Below are 16,699 nucleotides of genomic sequence, written 5' to 3' on the forward strand. Positions count from 1 at the left end.
CAACTAACAAAATCATATTCCATGGACATTAAGGAAATTCAAAGTTTAATCAAGTTTGTGGCCAAATCGGGTGCCAGCGAGGTGAAGTTGGAGATGGAAGACATCAAGATCACCATCCGAACCGGTAGTACAAGCTCAAGTACCCCTGAGACAACCATTGTACAGCAAATTCCCATGGCCCAAGCACCTGCCGCACCTGTGGCTGCTGCTCCAGCTACTCAAGAAACCGCGGCACCTGCAGCGGAATCTGCTCCTAAATCCGATGACTCCAAATACATCACCATTAAATCACCTATCATAGGAACGTTCTATAGAAAACCTTCTCCTGATAAACCTGCCTTTGTTGAGGTCGGCAGCACCATTAGCCAAGGAGATGTGCTTTGTGTGATCGAAGCCATGAAATTGTTCAACGATATAGAATCCGAAGTTTCCGGAAAAATCGTCAAGGTATTGGTTGATGACTCCTCTCCGGTGGAATTTGATCAGCCATTGTTCTTGGTAGATCCATCGTAGTGAATTTTAAATGCTAAATTTTAATCACCTTAACAAGGAGGATTAAAGTCATTTAAAATTTAGAATTCAGAATTTAAGATTGTGTTCTATGTTTAAAAAAATATTGATTGCAAATAGGGGAGAAATTGCACTGCGGATTATCCGTACTTGCAAGGAAATGGGAATAAAGACTGTTGCCGTATATTCCAAGGCCGATGAGGAAAGTCTCCATGTACGCTTTGCGGATGAAGCCGTTTGTATTGGTCCGGCCCCCAGCCACGAATCCTATTTAAAGATCCCCAACATCATTGCTGCGGCAGAAATTACCAATGCCGATGCCATTCACCCGGGATATGGGTTTCTTTCCGAAAATGCCAAGTTCTCGAAAATCTGTGCTGAGCACGATATCAAGTTCATTGGTGCTTCGGGGGAACAGATTGAAAAAATGGGGGATAAGGCCACGGCCAAGGAAACCATGAAAAAAGCAGGAGTTCCCACCGTCCCTGGATCGGATGGATTGCTCAAGGATGTGGACCATGCCAGAAAAGAGGCCAAAAAAATGGGCTATCCCGTTATGATCAAGGCTACTGCCGGTGGTGGAGGAAAGGGAATGCGCGCCATTTGGTCCGAGGACGAAATGGAAAGGAATTTTGAAAGCGCCGTGAAAGAAGCCACAGCAGCTTTTGGCAATGGCGGAATGTACATGGAAAAGCTTATCGAGGAGCCACGCCATATTGAAATTCAAGTTGTAGGCGATCAATATGGAAAGGCATGTCACCTTTCCGAAAGGGATTGCTCCGTGCAGCGAAGACACCAAAAATTGACAGAGGAGACGCCGTCACCCTTTATGACGGACAAGCTTCGCGAAGATATGGGAAAAGCAGCCGTTAAAGCAGCTGAGTACATAAAATACGAAGGCGCGGGAACCGTAGAGTTTTTGGTGGACAAGCACCGCAACTTCTACTTCATGGAGATGAATACCCGTATCCAAGTGGAGCACCCCATCACGGAACAGGTGGTGGATTATGATTTGATCCGTGAGCAGATTTTGGTTGCAGGAGGTGTGCCTATTTCTGGGAAGAACTATTACCCAAAATTGCATTCTATTGAGTGTAGGATCAATGCGGAAGATCCGTACAATGAGTTTAGGCCTTCTCCAGGAAAGATTACGACCCTTCATACGCCCGGAGGGCATGGAGTCCGTTTAGACACCCATGTGTACAGCGGGTACATGATTCCGCCGAACTACGACTCCATGATCGCCAAATTGATTACCACCGCCCAGACTAGGGAAGAGGCCATCAACAAAATGCGTAGGGCTTTGGATGAGTTTGTGATCGAAGGTGTGAAAACCACGATTCCGTTCCACAGACAATTGATGGACCACCCAGATTATTTGGCCGGGAATTATACCACCAAATTCATGGAAGGTTTCAAGATGGATTCCAAATATCAAGACTAAATATAGCCCCGATTTTTATCGGGGTTTTTGTTTTATGGAGCTAAGCTATTGGGAATATAAGATCTGGTTGTCCCATGTGGATTTCACCGTAATTGGTAGTGGCATCGTAGGGCTTAACTGTGCACTCCGATTAAGGGAGAAACATCCCAAAAGTAAGATTCTGGTTCTGGAAAGAGGCAGTCTCCCCCAAGGAGCCAGCACCAAGAATGCCGGCTTTGCCTGTTTCGGGAGTATTTCAGAAGTGCTATCGGATGTAAAGACGCATACTGAGGAAGAAGTGGTACAGCTGGTGCAAAAGCGATATAAGGGCATCCAGGTACTACGAAAGCTTTTGGGAAATAAAGCCATCGGGTTTGAACAGCATGGTGGCCATGAGCTTTTTTTAGAGAATGATTCGGAACTGTTTGCGTCCTGTTCGGATAGCATGGAACATCTGAACAAACTACTTCTCCCTATTTTTGGAACCCAATCTTTTGTGAAAACCAAGAATAAATTTGGGTTTAAGGGCATCTATGACACCTACATTACCCATCAATTTGAGGGTCAGTTGGATACCGGAAAAATGATGCAGGCCCTGCTTCAAAAATGCCATGAGAACCAAATTCCCATTTTAAATGGAGTAGAGGTCCAACGCATTGAAGACACTGGCAGCAAAGTGACCATCAATGCAGAAGGCTTTGGATTTGATTCCAAAAAGGTGTTTGTGGCGACGAATGGTTTTGCCTCAAAACTGCTACGATACGAAACTGTGAAGCCTGCTAGGGCACAGGTATTGATCACAAAGCCCATTAAAAATCTAAAGATAAAGGGAACGTTCCATTTGGATGAGGGCTACTACTACTTTAGGAATATAGACGACCGAATTCTGTTTGGCGGCGGCCGAAACCTCGATTTTCAAACCGAAGAGACCATGGAATTTGGAGAAACCCGGATTATTCAGGATGCATTGGAAAAATTTCTCAAGAACGTAATCCTTCCCAATCAAGACTTCGAAATTGACCAAAGATGGAGCGGGATTATGGGGGTGGGCACCCAAAAAACTCCCATCGTAAAGCAAATTTCCAATTCCGTTTACTGTGGTGTGCGACTTGGCGGAATGGGTGTTGCTTTGGGCAGTTTGGTGGGAACGGAGCTTGCGGATTTGATTTAGAAAGTACAAGCTCAAATACCAATGACCGCTATCATATTGGTTTCTTGAATACTTTTTTGAACTTGAACTTGAACTTGATGCTTGAGTTTTATTAAATCATTCGTCCATCCAACAAATTGATGATTCTTGAACCATAGGCTGCGTTTTTCTCTGAGTGCGTCACTTGGATAATGGTTACGCCTTCGTCATTCAACTGCTTAAAAAGTTCCATGATTTCTTCCCCTTGCTTGGAGTTGAGGTTTCCCGTGGGCTCATCGGCCAAAATCAGTTTTGGATTGGAGATGAGGGCCCGCGCTATGCCCACCAATTGCTGTTGTCCACCACTCAATTGGGCAGGGAAAAGGTCTTTTTTGCCCACAATATTGAATCGGTCCAGCATATCGGCCACCATGGCCTTGCGTTCGGCGCCTTTATATTTTTTATAGAGCAGGGGCATTTCCAGATTTTCCTTTACGGTGAGCTCATCCAGCAAATGATAGGATTGGAACACAAAACCAATGTATTCTTTGTACAGGTTGGCCCGGTGTTTTTCTTTGATGGAGTGTACCGGCTCGTCCAAAAATTGGTATCCCCCTTCATCAAACCCGTCCAGCATCCCAATGACGTTCAGCAAGGTGGATTTTCCGGAACCCGATGGCCCCATGATGGAGATGAACTCACCTTCCTGCACTTCAAGGTTGATGTCCTTTAACAAAAAAATACGCTGGCCCCCAGAGTTGACCCATTTAAAAATGTTGTTGAGTTGTAGTAGCATGATTTGTATGTATTTATTCTTCCCGAAGGGTTTCAACAGGGTTGGCCGAAGCCGCACGGATACTTTGGAAACTCACGGTAAGCAATGTAAGGAAAAGGGTTAAAAATCCGGTCAGTGCAAAAATCCACCAATTTATGGTTGTCTTGTAGGCAAAGCCTTCGAGCCATCGGTTCATGGCAAACCAGGAAATGGGGACGGCAAAGATGAAGGCAAGTCCGATCCATTTTACAAAGTCTTGGTTCAACAATGAAAGAATCTGTCCCATGGTGGCGCCGTTTACCTTTCGTATGCCAATTTCTTTTCTCCGTTGTAGTATGGTATAGGAAGTAAGCCCGAACAATCCCATCAGGGCAATGAGTATGGCAAGAAAGGTAAAGAACCCGAATGCTTCACCAAATTTTTTGTCATCGTTGTATTGGGCTTCAAAATTTTTATCCAAAAAGGTATAGCCAAAGGTACTCTCGGGGAAGACAGACTTCCATTTGCTTTGCAAAGATGCCATGGCGGACTCCAATTGGGCAGAGCTTAGGGCAGCATCATCCAATTTTACCAAAAGGGCACTGGTCGCTGTGCCTGGTCGTACCAGCAGTGGTTGAATAGCGGTTTTTAGCCCAAAGTGATGGTAGTTTTCCATTACCCCAACAATCTTCCAGGTCTGCCCCCAGTATTTGACCTCTTTTTCCAAAGCCTCCGTAGCATTGGAGAACCCCATTTTTTTTGCAAACTGTTCATTGACCACAATGTCATTCCCATATCCATTGGCGTTGGCATGGAATACATCGCCGGCCAAAAAGGATATGCCCATGACCTTGAAAAAATCGGGTTGTACCTGATACTGATAATATACGGTCTGTTCCTCAAAAGAACCATCCGGTTTGGTAATTCCCATAAAAGAAGATAGGTTATCGTATCCGCCTCCGGGATAGGTTTCCGCAGTTGAAACCGCATTTACAAAGCTTAGGTTGGCCAGCTCTTCTTTTAATACCTGAAAGTCCTTGACCTTGAGGGAATCTGAAGATTGGTCCAATATTTGGCCTTTAAGGGCTACCACACCATTGAGTTGTGCCCCGATGGGCTGATTTTTTAGGAATCGAATTTGTTTTCCCACAACCAAGGTTCCTATCAAAAGCACTATGGTTGCCAAAAACTGAACGGTTATCAATCCTTTTCGAAGCAACAAGCCTTGGGAGGAACCCTGAATTTTTCCTTTCAATGTTTTCGCTGGACGGTAGCCACTCAGGATAAAAGCAGGATAGATGTTCGATATGATGGTTCCCAATAGGATAAAGACAAAAAAAGGCCAAAGGGAATATAGATTGGGCAAGGCCACCATCAATTCTTGACCCATATAGCTGTTGAACCAAGGCAATGCCAAGGCCACAAGGCTAAGCGCCAGTATCAAGGCAAACCCATTGATGAGGATAGATTCCGAAAAGATTTGCCAGACCAAATGGAGTCGTTGTGCCCCTGCCACTTTTCGGATTCCAATTTCCTTGGCCCTTTCCAAGGATTTGGCCGTGGCGAGATTTATATAGTTCAACCAAGAGAGCAATAATACGATCAGGGCAATGGCCGATAGAAAATTGACCCGATTTGCGCTTCCATTGGCTTCGGCCTCATACGGTTTATTGGAGTATAAATGAATACGTTCCAAGGCTTCAATGTTATGTCTTTCATCATCTTGGCCATCGGCATTGTTTTCTTGGATTTTTTTCCTGAGCGCAGCAATGTTGGAATTTTCAGCAACTTTCAAATAGGTGAAGAAATTGTTCTGGCCCCAATTCAATTCTTGTTGCCCTTGGAACATCTCCCAGGTCCATAGGGTATCAAATGAAATGAGAAAGCTGTTTTTCATGTGGGTGTTACGGGGAATATCTTTCATGACCCCTGTAACGGTCATTACGGCTTCGTTTCCCCAAAAGGTGGATACCGTTTTTCCCAGAGGGTTTTCATCACCGAACAGCTTATGTGCAAGGGATTCATTCAATATAATGGAATAGGGTTCCTCCAAAGCGGTGTTTTTGTCCCCCTTGATCAAGGGATAGGGAAAAATGTCAAAATAGGATGGGTCTGCCAAAGAACCTATATTCTCACCCAATACGGTACCCTTGTTGACCAAAGTAACATCACCCATATGATATAAGCGAACCTGTTCAAGCACCTCAGGAAATTCTTGCTTAATTGTTGGGCCGGATAAATTATAGACTTGGGCATCCCCAGGGGCAAAAGCATCTCCCTCCATATAATCCATATACACCCGATACACATGCTCCGAACCGCTGAACGTATCGTAGCTGCGTTCATAGTTTACATATAGCATGATCAGCACAAAGGAAGCTATGCCCACCGTTAGCCCTAAGATGTTGATAAAGGAATAGAGCCTGTTTTTTAGGAGATATCGTGTGGCTATTTTTAGAAATATGGGATTCATAGACTTTCTTGTTAAGGGTTATTCCATTCGTAAACTTTTTACGGGATTGGCCATGGCAGCCCGTAAGGTCAATAGGCAAACTGTGGCCATGGCTACGCATAGAACCATCAATCCGGCAAAGGCGAATATCCACCAGCCAATAGTGATATGGAAGGCAAAGCCCTGTATCCATTTATGGGCAAAAAACCATGATATGGGGGCTGCAATCAAAAAAGAAAGGGAAACAATCTTTAAAAAATCGATGGACAGAAAACCCAACAGGGTAGGAATGTTCGCTCCCAAAACTTTTCGAATTGCAATTTCCTTGGTATGCTGATTTATGGTAAACACTACCAGTCCAAACAACCCCAAACAAGAGATAGCTATGGCAATAAGGGCAAAAATGCTGCTTAGATTTTGGATTTTCATCTCATTTTGATATCGTTTCTCCAAAGTGTTATCCAAGAAATGATAGGAAAAAGGTAAATCGCTGAATTTTTTATGGACAGTTTCTAAATGGGCAATGGCCTGACTGGTTTTTTCAACATTGGTTTTGGCATAGAACAGATAAGACTCCTTTGGTCTGCAGCGAATGATCAAAGGTTTAATGGCAGTATGCAGGGAGGTGAAGTGAAAGTCTTTGACCACTCCCACAATTTGTCCGCCTTCATCACCCCAAAAACTGAGTTTTTTGCCAATGGGATTTTCCATTCCCATGGCCTTGACCGCTTCTTCGTTCACAATATAATTCAAGGTGTCGGTGGCCATTTCCGGAGAAAAAAACCGTCCTTGATCGAGCTGAATATCGAGCATTTCCAACAGACCAAAATCCACATTGAGAATGGTAAACCACAATTTTTCATCCTTTTGGGTTTGCCCTTCCCAAATAGGGTCGGATGAGCCTCCTTCCATATGTACAAAATCTCCACTGGCCCTGCTTATGGCTTTAAAGTCGGAAAACTGCTGTAGCTCCTCCACTATGGTCCCTGCATGTTTGTAGGTGCCCATATCCATTGGTGCATAGATGATGTTTTCACGGTCTAACCCTAGATTTTTGTTGTGGACGTATTGCATTTGGAAGTAGACAATCATAGTCCCGGCAACCATGACAATGGAGACACAAAACTGAAAAGCCACTAGTCCCGCCCTTATTTTTTTCTGACCCAAATCTTCTTTCAAAACACCTTTGAGCGCCGCTACCGCTTTAAAGTGGGATAAAAAGTATGCGGGATATATGCCAGATAAAAGAACAGTGATGAGAATGATACATAGGAGCGCTATGTAAACAAAAGGTTCATTGAGGATATGGGAAAGCGCTTTGGATGTAATGGAATTAAATACAGGAATTGACAATTGGGCGAGGACCAATGCCAATAGAGAGGAAATAGTAACAAGTATCCATGATTCCATGAAAAATTGGAACATCAAAGAAGTTTTTCCCGCGCCGATGACTTTTTTTATTCCTACCTCTTTGGTGCGCCGTACAGCGCGGGCAGTAGCCAGGTTAATAAAATTAAAACAAGCAATCACCAAGGTGACAATGGCTATGATGAGGAACAAGTATATGTTGTCTATGCGTCCCCCCGCTACTTTTCCATTTTCAAATTTTCCGTATAGATAGCGGTCCTGTAAGGGTTGGAGAAAGAGTGTGAACCAATCGGAGTTACCCCAATTTTTTGGGGTCTCCTTGATTTTTTCATTGATTTGACCCAAGGTAAGGTTGTCATCATATAAGGCATAGGTCTTTGTCCACCCGTTACCCCAACTGGTGTTGTTCATGGGCAAGAAATTGTCCAAGGGCACCACGGCATCAAACTGTAAGGTGGATTTTCGTGGAATCTTTTGGAACACTCCTGTTACTAAATATTCCTGTGCATTTTCATCCAACGTAATGGATATGGATTTTCCCGCGGGATTTGCTTTGCCAAAGTAGGATGAGGCCAGTTCTTGGGAAATCACCACACTTTTTGGGTTTTCCAAACAACTTTGGGAGGCGCCATTGTCAAGCGGAAAGGAAAACAAAGTGAAAAAGTTTGGATCCGCTCCCATGACTCTAACATCCATAAGGTTTTCGGTAGTTCCAAAAGCGGAAGACCTTGGTCCGGCCGTGCGGGTCAGGGCCTTAATTTCAGGAATGTGTTCCAATAATGCTTCTCCAACGGGGTATCCAATACCATCCCATGTATCAATATCACCATTTTGTGCTGCTACATTGGCCATTACTTGGGAAAGCTGACCACCCCCTTCATGGAAATTGTCCCATCCAATTTCATCTTTTATAAAAAGAGAAATCATGAGGCAGCACCAAATACCCAAGGTCAATCCAATACTATTGATCACAGTATACCCCTTGTTCTTTAAAAGGTTTCGGAATGATATTTTTAGATGATGCTTAAACATGGGATATTATTTCCAATTCAAATGTCTTATTCCGTCCGCAAACTTTTCACGGGATTCGCCTTTGCGGCCCTAATGGCCTGGAAGCTTACGGTGACCACGGTCACGAACAGGGCCCCGAGCATGGCCAAGGCAAAAATCCACCATTTTAAAATCACGCGATAAGGATATTCCTGCAACCATCCGTTCATAACGTAATAGGCTATGGGTACAGCTATAAAACATGAAATGATGACCAGTTTTAAAAAGTCTTTGGATAACATGTTCCATACATTGAAAACTGTGGCTCCCAATACTTTGCGGACCCCAATTTCCTTGGTACGCTGTTCCGCAACAAAGGATGTCAATCCAAAGAGTCCCAAACAGCTGATAAGGATGGCCAACGCAGTAAAGATTCCTGAAAGACGACCAATACGCTCCTCGGCGGCAAATTTTTCACCGTATTCCTCATCTATAAAGTCGTACTGGAACGGAATATTGGGAAAATGTTCTTTGAAGACCCGCTCAATAACAGCCAGATTTTGTCCGGCACTTTGTTTGGGGTTCAATCGTAGGTTGTAGAAGGAAGCATTGCCGTATTTATCAAAGGTGTACATTCCTTGTTTTACAGGCTCATATGGGGATTGGGCAATCATATCCTGAACCACGCCAATAACTTTTAGGGGTTCACTAGGATTTTCAGTGTCCTTATCCTTTAGAAGTTTACCAATAGGGTCTTTAAGCCCCATATATTTTACAGCGGTCTCATTGAGCAAAACAGCATTGGAATCCGAAGGAAATTCCCTTGAAAAATCCCTGCCTTCCACAATTTTAAGGTTGAGCGATTTGGCATATTCGGGGGAAACTTCCGTATAGGCCAAATCTTCCTGAAACCCTTCAGGTTTGCCTTCCCAGGTCCATCCACTTCGGTTGGACCAAATATTGGTGGTTGGGCTACTGGAGGATGACATTTCCACAACCGCCCCGGAAGCAATGAATTCATTGCGCATTAATTCGTATTTCCCAGTAAAGTCTTGGCTCATGACAGGAATTTGTACCAAGCCTTCGCGATCGTATCCAATAGGTCGGTTTTTAGCGTGGTTGATTTGTTGCATTACGATAACAGTTCCGATGATGAAGGCGACCGAAACGGTGAATTGGAGCACGACCAAAATTTTTCTGGGCAAACCGGAATGCTTTCCTGCCTTGAAGGTGCCCTTGAGTACATCTACAGGTCTGAAGGAGGAGAGGTATAGGGCAGGATAGCTTCCCGCCAGCAAGGCTGTAGCAACTATAAAAAGAATGGAAATCGCCCAGAAACTCGGAAGTGTCCATGGAAAAACCATTTCCTTTCTGGCCAGTTCATTGAATCCGGCCAAGGATATCACAACAATAAGAACGGCAATGACAAAGGCAAATAGGACCACTAAAAAGGATTCTCCCAAGAACTGGTTGATCAATTGTCCACGCTGGGATCCAATGGACTTTCGTATACCAACTTCCTTGGCCCTTTTTTCAGAACGGGCCGTGCTGAGGTTCATAAAGTTGATACAGGCCAAAAGCAACACAAAGACCCCAATGATGCCAAATAGCCAAACGTATTTGATACGTCCGCCCACTTGCTTCCCATTTTCAAAAAAACTGCGTAGGTGCCAGTCCTTCATGGGCAGCAACATAAGCTGGGGGTTAAATTCAACGGTATCTTCGTTCAAATCTTTTTTTACATCTTTAATGGCGGATGTAACCCCTTCCATGGTGGTGTTGTCTGCAATTTGAACAAACATTTGGAAAGAATTGTTCCCCCATTGGTCCTCTGATTTCTGAAGCCATTCTGCCGTGGTGATATATTTATCCCAGGGCATGAGGTAATGCATGTCATTAAAGGAAGCATTAAAAGGAATGTCCTCATAGATTGCGGTGACCATCATATCATACTGACTGTTGACCTTAATGATTTTTCCGATGGGTTCCTCATTGCCAAAAAGGGCGTTGGCCGTGGAAGTGGAGAGCATAATGGAATTGATTTCCCTTAGACCGTCCTTTTCTCCTTTTATGATGTTTAGGTCAAACATTTCAGGCGCTTCCCGTTGCATAAAGTTTCCGGTCCTTGAAATACTGGTCTCCTTGTACTTCAGATATTGGGAGTTGGTCCATGAAGCCATCACCAAGCGCTTGAAGTTGTCCATATACCCATCTCGGAATGCTTTTTCCAAGGGCCGGGGAATGGCGGGGCCTGTGCCGGTTTCCCCATTAAAGGTCTGTGATTGGAATATCTGGGCGATAGTGTCTTTATTGGAGAAATAATCGTTATGGGTGAGCTCATCCTGCATCCAAAGGCCAATGATGAGGGCAACCGCCATGCCCAAGGCCAACCCACCCACGTTTATGATGGTGTATGCCTTGTGCTTGGTCAAGTTTCTCCAAGCGATTTTTAAATAGTTCTTTAACATAATGGTTTTGTTTTTGATGATGATTATTCTGTTCTAAGGCTTTTTATGGGATTCACCACGGCAGCCTTTATGCTTTGATAGCCCACGGTAAGCACGGCCACTCCAATGGCCAATAGGGCCGCTAGGGCAAATACCCACCACCCTATCTCTATGCGATAGGAAAAATCCTCAAGCCATTTGTCCATGGCAAACCAGCCAATGGGCAAGGAGATAAGGATGGATATTCCGACCATTTTTAGGAAGTCGGTGGTTAGGCGATAGGTTATCTGTTGAACACTGGCCCCCAATACTTTTCGGATACCGATTTCCTTGGTTCGTTTTTGGGCATTGAAGGCGGCGAGCCCGAACAAGCCCAAGCACGCAATCAAAATGGATAGGACCGTAAAGACCATAAATATTTTGCCTAAACGCTGCTCTGCATCATAGGTGGTGTTGAAGGAATCGTCCATAAATCGATAGCTGAAAGGCTGCCCCGGAGCAAACTTGTTCCAAATTCCCTCGATTTTGGCAATGGCTGTGGAAAAGTCCCCAGCATTTAATCGTACTGCCAACATCCCAGAAGGTTGCCGGTCCAAAAAGAGGCCCAAGGCCCCAATATTTTCCCGCAAGGACTCGTAATGGAAGTTTTTGACCACTCCTATAATGGTGCTGAACCTGAGTTCTTCCACTGAGAGGTCGTCCGTCATTTGTAGACCCAATGCTTCTTCAGCGCTTACACCAAGAATCTTTAGGGTTGCTTCATTGATGATCATAGCGGTAGAGTCGGTACCAAATTCGTTGCTGAAATTGCGTCCGGCAATGAGTTCCATATCCATTGTACCTATATAATCTTCATCAACGGCCCATGTTTGCATTTGAACGGCATTTTCTTGGCTCAAAGATCCTTCCTTAACAAAGGAGCCGTTGGAACGGGAAGATGGTGTTGGGAAATAATAACTTAAGGTGGCATTTTTGGTCTGACTTAGTTTGAGAACCTCTTCTTTCAAAGCCTCTACCTGAGATCCGGCGGAAAAAACATCGTCTATCAGAACCACTTGATCTTTGGTAAAGCCCAAGTCTTTGTTTTGAATGAACGTCAGCTGTTGAAAAACAACAATGGTACTGACAATCAAGAAGACCGAAATGGCAAACTGGAACACCACCAATGCATTGCGTACGTTGCCGCCTCCCACATCACTTTGTCCACCGCCTTTAAGTGTTTTCACGGGCATAAACCGAGACATGAAAAAGGCAGGATAGCTGCCGGAGAATATCCCCAAGATAACGGTGGCCAACAGCAGGATTCCCCAAAATATTGGATTTGAAAAGGGAATGGCAATGGATTTACCTGCAAGGTCATTGAAAAAAGGCAGTACTAGGGTAGCTACAACAAGAGCCACCAAGAGTGAAATGAACGAGATAAGCCCTGATTCGATCAAGAACTGGCGTACCAAGTCTATTTTATTGGACCCCAAGGTTCTTCTTATCCCCACTTCTTTGGCCCTTTTCAAGGAATAAGCCGTGGAGAGGTTCATGAAGTTCACACAGGCGAGAACAATCAAAAACAAGCTTATAAAGGAAAGAATGTACACATTTTGCATGGTACTGTTGGCGCTCATTTCAGATTGCCTATTTGAATACAGGTGGATATCCGTCAAGGGCATGGTATGATAATTGACATAGTTGCCCGAAGCAAGAAAGGACTCCTTGGTTATCCCGGGAAAATAATTCTGCGCCCAAGGCAGCAAATAGTTGTCGAATAGAGTATTCAGTGGAACTTGGAAATCTGCCACGTTTGCCGAAGGAATGAGTTTGATGAACGTAAAGTAATTGTGACTGCCCCAATCGGGTGATCGGGAATCGGCATAACCGCTCATGGCCATAAAAACGGAATGGTCCCTCAGGAACGAATTTTTTGGAAGGTCATCAATGACCCCGGTAACGGTGTAAGTGTCCGCATTGTTCAGCAATAGACGTTGCCCTAAAGCGTCGTCGACCCCAAAATGCTTTTCGGCTGCAGTTTTGGTCAAGATCAAGGTGTTGGGTTGGGTCAGGGCCGTTTTGGAATCGCCCACCAAGAGGTTGATTCCAAAGAAGTCAAAGAAGGTAGAATCGGCAAAAGCAACCCTGGGTTCCTTGGTGTTTGTGGAGGTTTCGCTTTTTCTCAAGAGCAAGCTTCCCCGGTCCCGAAACCGCATGGCAGATTCCACCTGTGGAAAATCCCTGAGCATGACTTCGGCCATGGGGGCTGCGGCTTCGGAAGCTTTGATTTCGGCTCCACCAAATTTAATATCAGTATCAATCCTGTAAATGCGTTCGGCATCCGCAAACATTTTGTCATAGCTCAATTCGTCATGGATAAAAAGACAGATAAGCAAGGCACCCGCCATTCCAATGGCAAGGCCAAAAGTGTTGAGAAACGTAAAAAAAGGTTGCTTTTTTAGATTCCTCCAAGCAATTTTTATGTTGTTCTTAAACATGACGTGTTGTTTTGATATTTTAGTTTATTCGGTTCGCAGGCTTTTAACAGGACTGGCCAAGGCCACTTTTAGGGTCTGATAGCTTATGGTGATCAATGTAATGACCATGATGGACATAATGGCAAGGGCAAAAATCCACCAATGTATTTGGGTTCTGTAGGTATACCCTTGAAGCCACTGTTCCATGAGATACCAAGCAATGGGAGTGGCCAAAACCCCAGCAATAAGAATAAGCTTGAAGAAATCCATGGAAAAAAGGGTTAAGATGTTGGTGACATTGCTGCCCAATACTTTTCTAATACCAATTTCCTTGGTTCTTTGACCCACAAAGAAGAGAATAAGACCGTAGAGGCCAAGGCAGCCAATCAATATGGCCAAGCCTGAGAAAACTTTGGAAAGGGATAAATACCGTTGTTCCGCTTCGTATTGCTCTGCAACACGTTCATCCATAAAATGCGGGTCAAAAATATAGCCTTCAAAAGTGTTGTACCATTTTTCCCCAATTTGATCTAAAATTGATTTGGTGTTCTGGGCACTTATTTTTATTGCTATTTGACTGAACCACTGGGGCTTGTACGCTATAAAAATGGGGCTAATGTCTTCCGTGAAATCGCTGTCGTGAAAATTGGCAATAACCCCAACAATGGTTGTTCTTTCACTATTTACTTCGATTTTTTTGCCCAACAGGTCATTGGAAGAGGCCAAGCCCAATTTTTCTCCCAGTTTTTCATTGACAAGGACTTCAGTGATAGAGTCGTGCTCAAAAAAGTTTCTCCCGGCCACTAATGGAATATCAAATGTTTTTAGATAGTCTTTATCGGCAAGCTTGGCCTGAATGCTGAATTCCTCATCTTCTGGCCTATTGTGGAATTTTATGCTGGTTCCCCAATTGCTGTGCGAAGCTCCAGGACTGTCCAAACATGCGGAAATATCGTTTACTCCCCCAATTTGGGACAATTGATCTTTAAGCGATTTTAGCTTTACGGATTCAATGTCCGTGGGGATGTTCACCATGACAATGGATTCCCGATCAAAACCTAAATTGGTGTTTACAGCATAATCTATCTGCCTGGAAATGATGAGTGTTGCAGCGATCAAAGTGATGGAAATGGCAAATTGTGCAACGACCAAAACTTTTCGGGTTGTGGTTCCGCCTGTATCGTTATGGTTCAATTTGCCCTTTAGGGCAAGCACAGGAACAATGCGGGACATCAATATTCCTGGGTAGCTTCCGGATAGGAATGAGACCAAAAGCAAGACCGTTGTCAGAAATACAAAAAATTGGACATTCCAAAGATTGGTCATGGAGAGTTCCAGTTCAAACAGATGATTGAACGAGGGAAGAAACAAAACAGCCAATAATATGCCCAACCCAATGGCAAAAAGACTGATTACAAAGGTTTCCGACAAGAATTGCCAGAACAGATGGTGCCTAAAGCTGCCCAACACCTTTCTTACCCCAATTTCTTTTGACCTATAGAACGCTTGGGCGGTGGAGATGTTGATGAAATTGATTGAAGCAATCAGTATCAAGAACAAGCCAATGACTCCAAAAACCCACATTAAAGCCGGATCTACACCACCATATTTTGAATTAAAATGAATATCGGACAGTGGTTGTAGCTTGTAAACGTGTTTGTTTTTGCTTTGCGGGCGATGCTTTTTTGGGAGTTCCAACAAAGCATTTTCAATGTCGGCGATATTTTGGTTGGGATGCAACAAGGCAAAACATTGCAGGTTCGAAGAGATTCCTCCCCAAGTCTCTTCTGCCACAAACTCATCGGAATTTTCCAAGGTCTTGAACGAGATGAACAGCCCTTCGGTTACCAAGGAAGTTTTGGGAACATTTTGAAGAATTCCAATAACTTCAATGGTCTCTTTGTTGTCATAAAGAAAGGTTTTTCCAACAGCATTGACTGTGCCGAACAACTTCTCGGCCATTTTTTGGGTGATATATGCCGTATTGGGTTCTTCCAAAGACCGATTGCCCGTAGCTTCCATTAGAGGAAAGGTCATGATGTCGAAAAAATCTGGCTCCACAAAGGCAACACCTTCCATGTATGGTTGATTATGCCCTTGGGCTTCCACTCTGATAAGCACCTCATCCCAATTGACCATTTTGGCCACTTTTTCAGCGTAATGGTATTCTTCGCGGAACACTTTTGCAAAAGCTGGGGGTACAGAGGCATTGTACCCTATCTGATCTTGATGACTTTCGGTAACGGCCCGGTAGATTCTGTCCGAGTTCTCATGAAAATTGTCAAAGGAAAGATGAAATGTCAAAAACAGATATATCAAAATACTGCTGCCAAAGCCTATGGCCAAGCCTAGGATATTTATAGTGGTGAACACCTTTCTTTTGATAAGGTTCCTCCAAGCGATTCGGATATAGTTTTTGAACATGATGGTTGTTTTTGATGATGATTGATGAATAAACTCCTATACCATTGCTCCCATGGGCTTGTTTTGACTTTCAGTGACAATTTGCCCATCGAACAGGTTGATGACCCTATGCGCATAATGCGAATCACGGTCGGAGTGGGTCACCATAACAATAGTGGTGCCTTCTTGGTTCAATTCGGTCAACAGGTTCATCACCTCTATACCATTTTTGGAATCCAGGTTCCCCGTAGGCTCATCCGCCAAAATCAATTTAGGGTTGGTAACCACGGCACGGGCAATGGCCACCCTTTGCTGCTGACCCCCGGACAATTGCTGCGGAAAGTGCTTTTCCCTGTGCGCAATTTTCATGCGTTCCAAGACCGCCTTCACTTTTTCACGGCGTTCAGATTTGTTCATTTTTAGGTAAATGAGCGGCAGCTCCACGTTTTCGAAAACCGTAAGCTCATCAATAAGGTTAAAGCTCTGGAAGACAAAACCTAGGTTCCCCTTGCGCAGTTGGGTGCGTTGGCTTTCTTTAAGTCCGCCTACTTGGTGACCGGCAAATTCATAGCTTCCCTCGGTAGGATTGTCCAGCATGCCAATAATATTGAGGAGGGTTGATTTTCCGCATCCGGAAGGGCCCATGATGGCCACAAATTCTCCTTCGGCAACCTTTAGGTTTACCCCGTTCAGGGCCAAGGTTTCCACTTCTTCGGTTCTGAAGCTTTTTTTAAGATTCTGTATTTGTATCATTTTTTAGGGTT

At 44.2% G+C, this 16,699-nt stretch carries 10 protein-coding genes; 3 read left to right on the forward strand and 7 right to left on the reverse strand.

The features are described from left to right. The first annotated feature begins 21 nt into the window (after positions 1-21). The 3 genes from accB to ACPD8L_RS11195 all read left to right on the forward strand — a co-directional run bounded on the left by accB (position 22) and on the right by ACPD8L_RS11195 (position 3,104). Positions 22-513: an acetyl-CoA carboxylase biotin carboxyl carrier protein gene (gene accB, locus ACPD8L_RS11185; RefSeq protein ID WP_421810378.1), complete on the forward strand. Its 492-nt coding sequence runs from the start codon at positions 22-24 to the stop codon at positions 511-513. A gap of 88 nt (positions 514-601) precedes the next feature. Beyond that, positions 602-1,954 carry an acetyl-CoA carboxylase biotin carboxylase subunit gene (accC, locus tag ACPD8L_RS11190; protein ID WP_116216593.1) on the forward strand — a complete coding sequence of 451 codons (1,353 nt, stop codon included), beginning with the start codon at positions 602-604 and terminating at the stop codon, positions 1,952-1,954. A gap of 34 nt (positions 1,955-1,988) precedes the next feature. Then, positions 1,989-3,104, forward strand: a complete 1,116-nt coding sequence (locus ACPD8L_RS11195; protein WP_423943408.1) for an NAD(P)/FAD-dependent oxidoreductase — start codon at positions 1,989-1,991, stop codon at positions 3,102-3,104. A 91-nt stretch (positions 3,105-3,195) separates the two neighbouring features. Here ACPD8L_RS11195 and ACPD8L_RS11200 read toward each other — a convergent pair whose 3' ends face one another. Genes ACPD8L_RS11200 through ACPD8L_RS11230 form a run of 7 tightly spaced genes read right to left on the reverse strand, consistent with a single transcriptional unit; the run spans position 3,196 to position 16,688 of the window. Then, on the reverse strand, positions 3,196-3,858 hold the full coding sequence (locus ACPD8L_RS11200; RefSeq protein ID WP_423943409.1) for an ABC transporter ATP-binding protein: 663 nt from the start codon (positions 3,856-3,858) through the stop codon (positions 3,196-3,198). Positions 3,859-3,871: 13 nt separating this feature from the next. Continuing rightward, positions 3,872-6,289 carry an ABC transporter permease gene (locus tag ACPD8L_RS11205; RefSeq protein ID WP_423943411.1) on the reverse strand — a complete coding sequence of 806 codons (2,418 nt, stop codon included), beginning with the start codon at positions 6,287-6,289 and terminating at the stop codon, positions 3,872-3,874. An 18-nt stretch (positions 6,290-6,307) separates the two neighbouring features. Continuing rightward, the gene (locus ACPD8L_RS11210; protein ID WP_423943412.1) at positions 6,308-8,668 is read right to left on the reverse strand and encodes an ABC transporter permease; all 2,361 of its coding nucleotides are present in this window, start codon (positions 8,666-8,668) and stop codon (positions 6,308-6,310) included. 26 nt (positions 8,669-8,694) lie between these two features. Then, a complete protein-coding gene (locus ACPD8L_RS11215) occupies positions 8,695-11,094 on the reverse strand; it encodes an ABC transporter permease (RefSeq protein WP_423943414.1) in 2,400 nt (799 codons plus the stop codon). Between the two features lie 23 nt (positions 11,095-11,117). Then, positions 11,118-13,553: an ABC transporter permease gene (locus ACPD8L_RS11220; RefSeq protein WP_423943416.1), complete on the reverse strand. Its 2,436-nt coding sequence runs from the start codon at positions 13,551-13,553 to the stop codon at positions 11,118-11,120. A 24-nt stretch (positions 13,554-13,577) separates the two neighbouring features. Then, entirely contained in the window at positions 13,578-15,956 is a 2,379-nt protein-coding gene (locus tag ACPD8L_RS11225) for an ABC transporter permease (RefSeq protein WP_423943417.1), read from the reverse strand. A gap of 36 nt (positions 15,957-15,992) precedes the next feature. Beyond that, complete coding sequence (locus tag ACPD8L_RS11230) at positions 15,993-16,688, reverse strand: ABC transporter ATP-binding protein (RefSeq protein ID WP_116216585.1); 696 nt, start codon at positions 16,686-16,688, stop codon at positions 15,993-15,995. Between the last annotated feature and the right edge of the window lie 11 nt (positions 16,689-16,699).

Source organism: Flagellimonas algicida, assembly GCF_049629585.1.
Lineage (GTDB): Bacteria > Bacteroidota > Bacteroidia > Flavobacteriales > Flavobacteriaceae > Flagellimonas.

Excerpts from the sequence above, each read along its gene's own strand:
- ACPD8L_RS11200 (WP_423943409.1), bottom strand. The coding sequence starts at position 3,858 with ATGCTACTACAACTCAACAACATTTTTAAATGGGTCAACTCTGGGGGC.
- ACPD8L_RS11210 (WP_423943412.1), bottom strand. The coding sequence starts at position 8,668 with ATGTTTAAGCATCATCTAAAAATATCATTCCGAAACCTTTTAAAGAAC.
- ACPD8L_RS11205 (WP_423943411.1), bottom strand. The coding sequence starts at position 6,289 with ATGAATCCCATATTTCTAAAAATAGCCACACGATATCTCCTAAAAAAC.
- ACPD8L_RS11230 (WP_116216585.1), bottom strand. The coding sequence starts at position 16,688 with ATGATACAAATACAGAATCTTAAAAAAAGCTTCAGAACCGAAGAAGTG.
- accB (WP_421810378.1), top strand. The coding sequence starts at position 22 with ATGGACATTAAGGAAATTCAAAGTTTAATCAAGTTTGTGGCCAAATCG.
- accC (WP_116216593.1), top strand. The coding sequence starts at position 602 with ATGTTTAAAAAAATATTGATTGCAAATAGGGGAGAAATTGCACTGCGG.
- ACPD8L_RS11195 (WP_423943408.1), top strand. The coding sequence starts at position 1,989 with ATGGAGCTAAGCTATTGGGAATATAAGATCTGGTTGTCCCATGTGGAT.
- ACPD8L_RS11225 (WP_423943417.1), bottom strand. The coding sequence starts at position 15,956 with ATGTTCAAAAACTATATCCGAATCGCTTGGAGGAACCTTATCAAAAGA.
- ACPD8L_RS11215 (WP_423943414.1), bottom strand. The coding sequence starts at position 11,094 with ATGTTAAAGAACTATTTAAAAATCGCTTGGAGAAACTTGACCAAGCAC.
- ACPD8L_RS11220 (WP_423943416.1), bottom strand. The coding sequence starts at position 13,553 with ATGTTTAAGAACAACATAAAAATTGCTTGGAGGAATCTAAAAAAGCAA.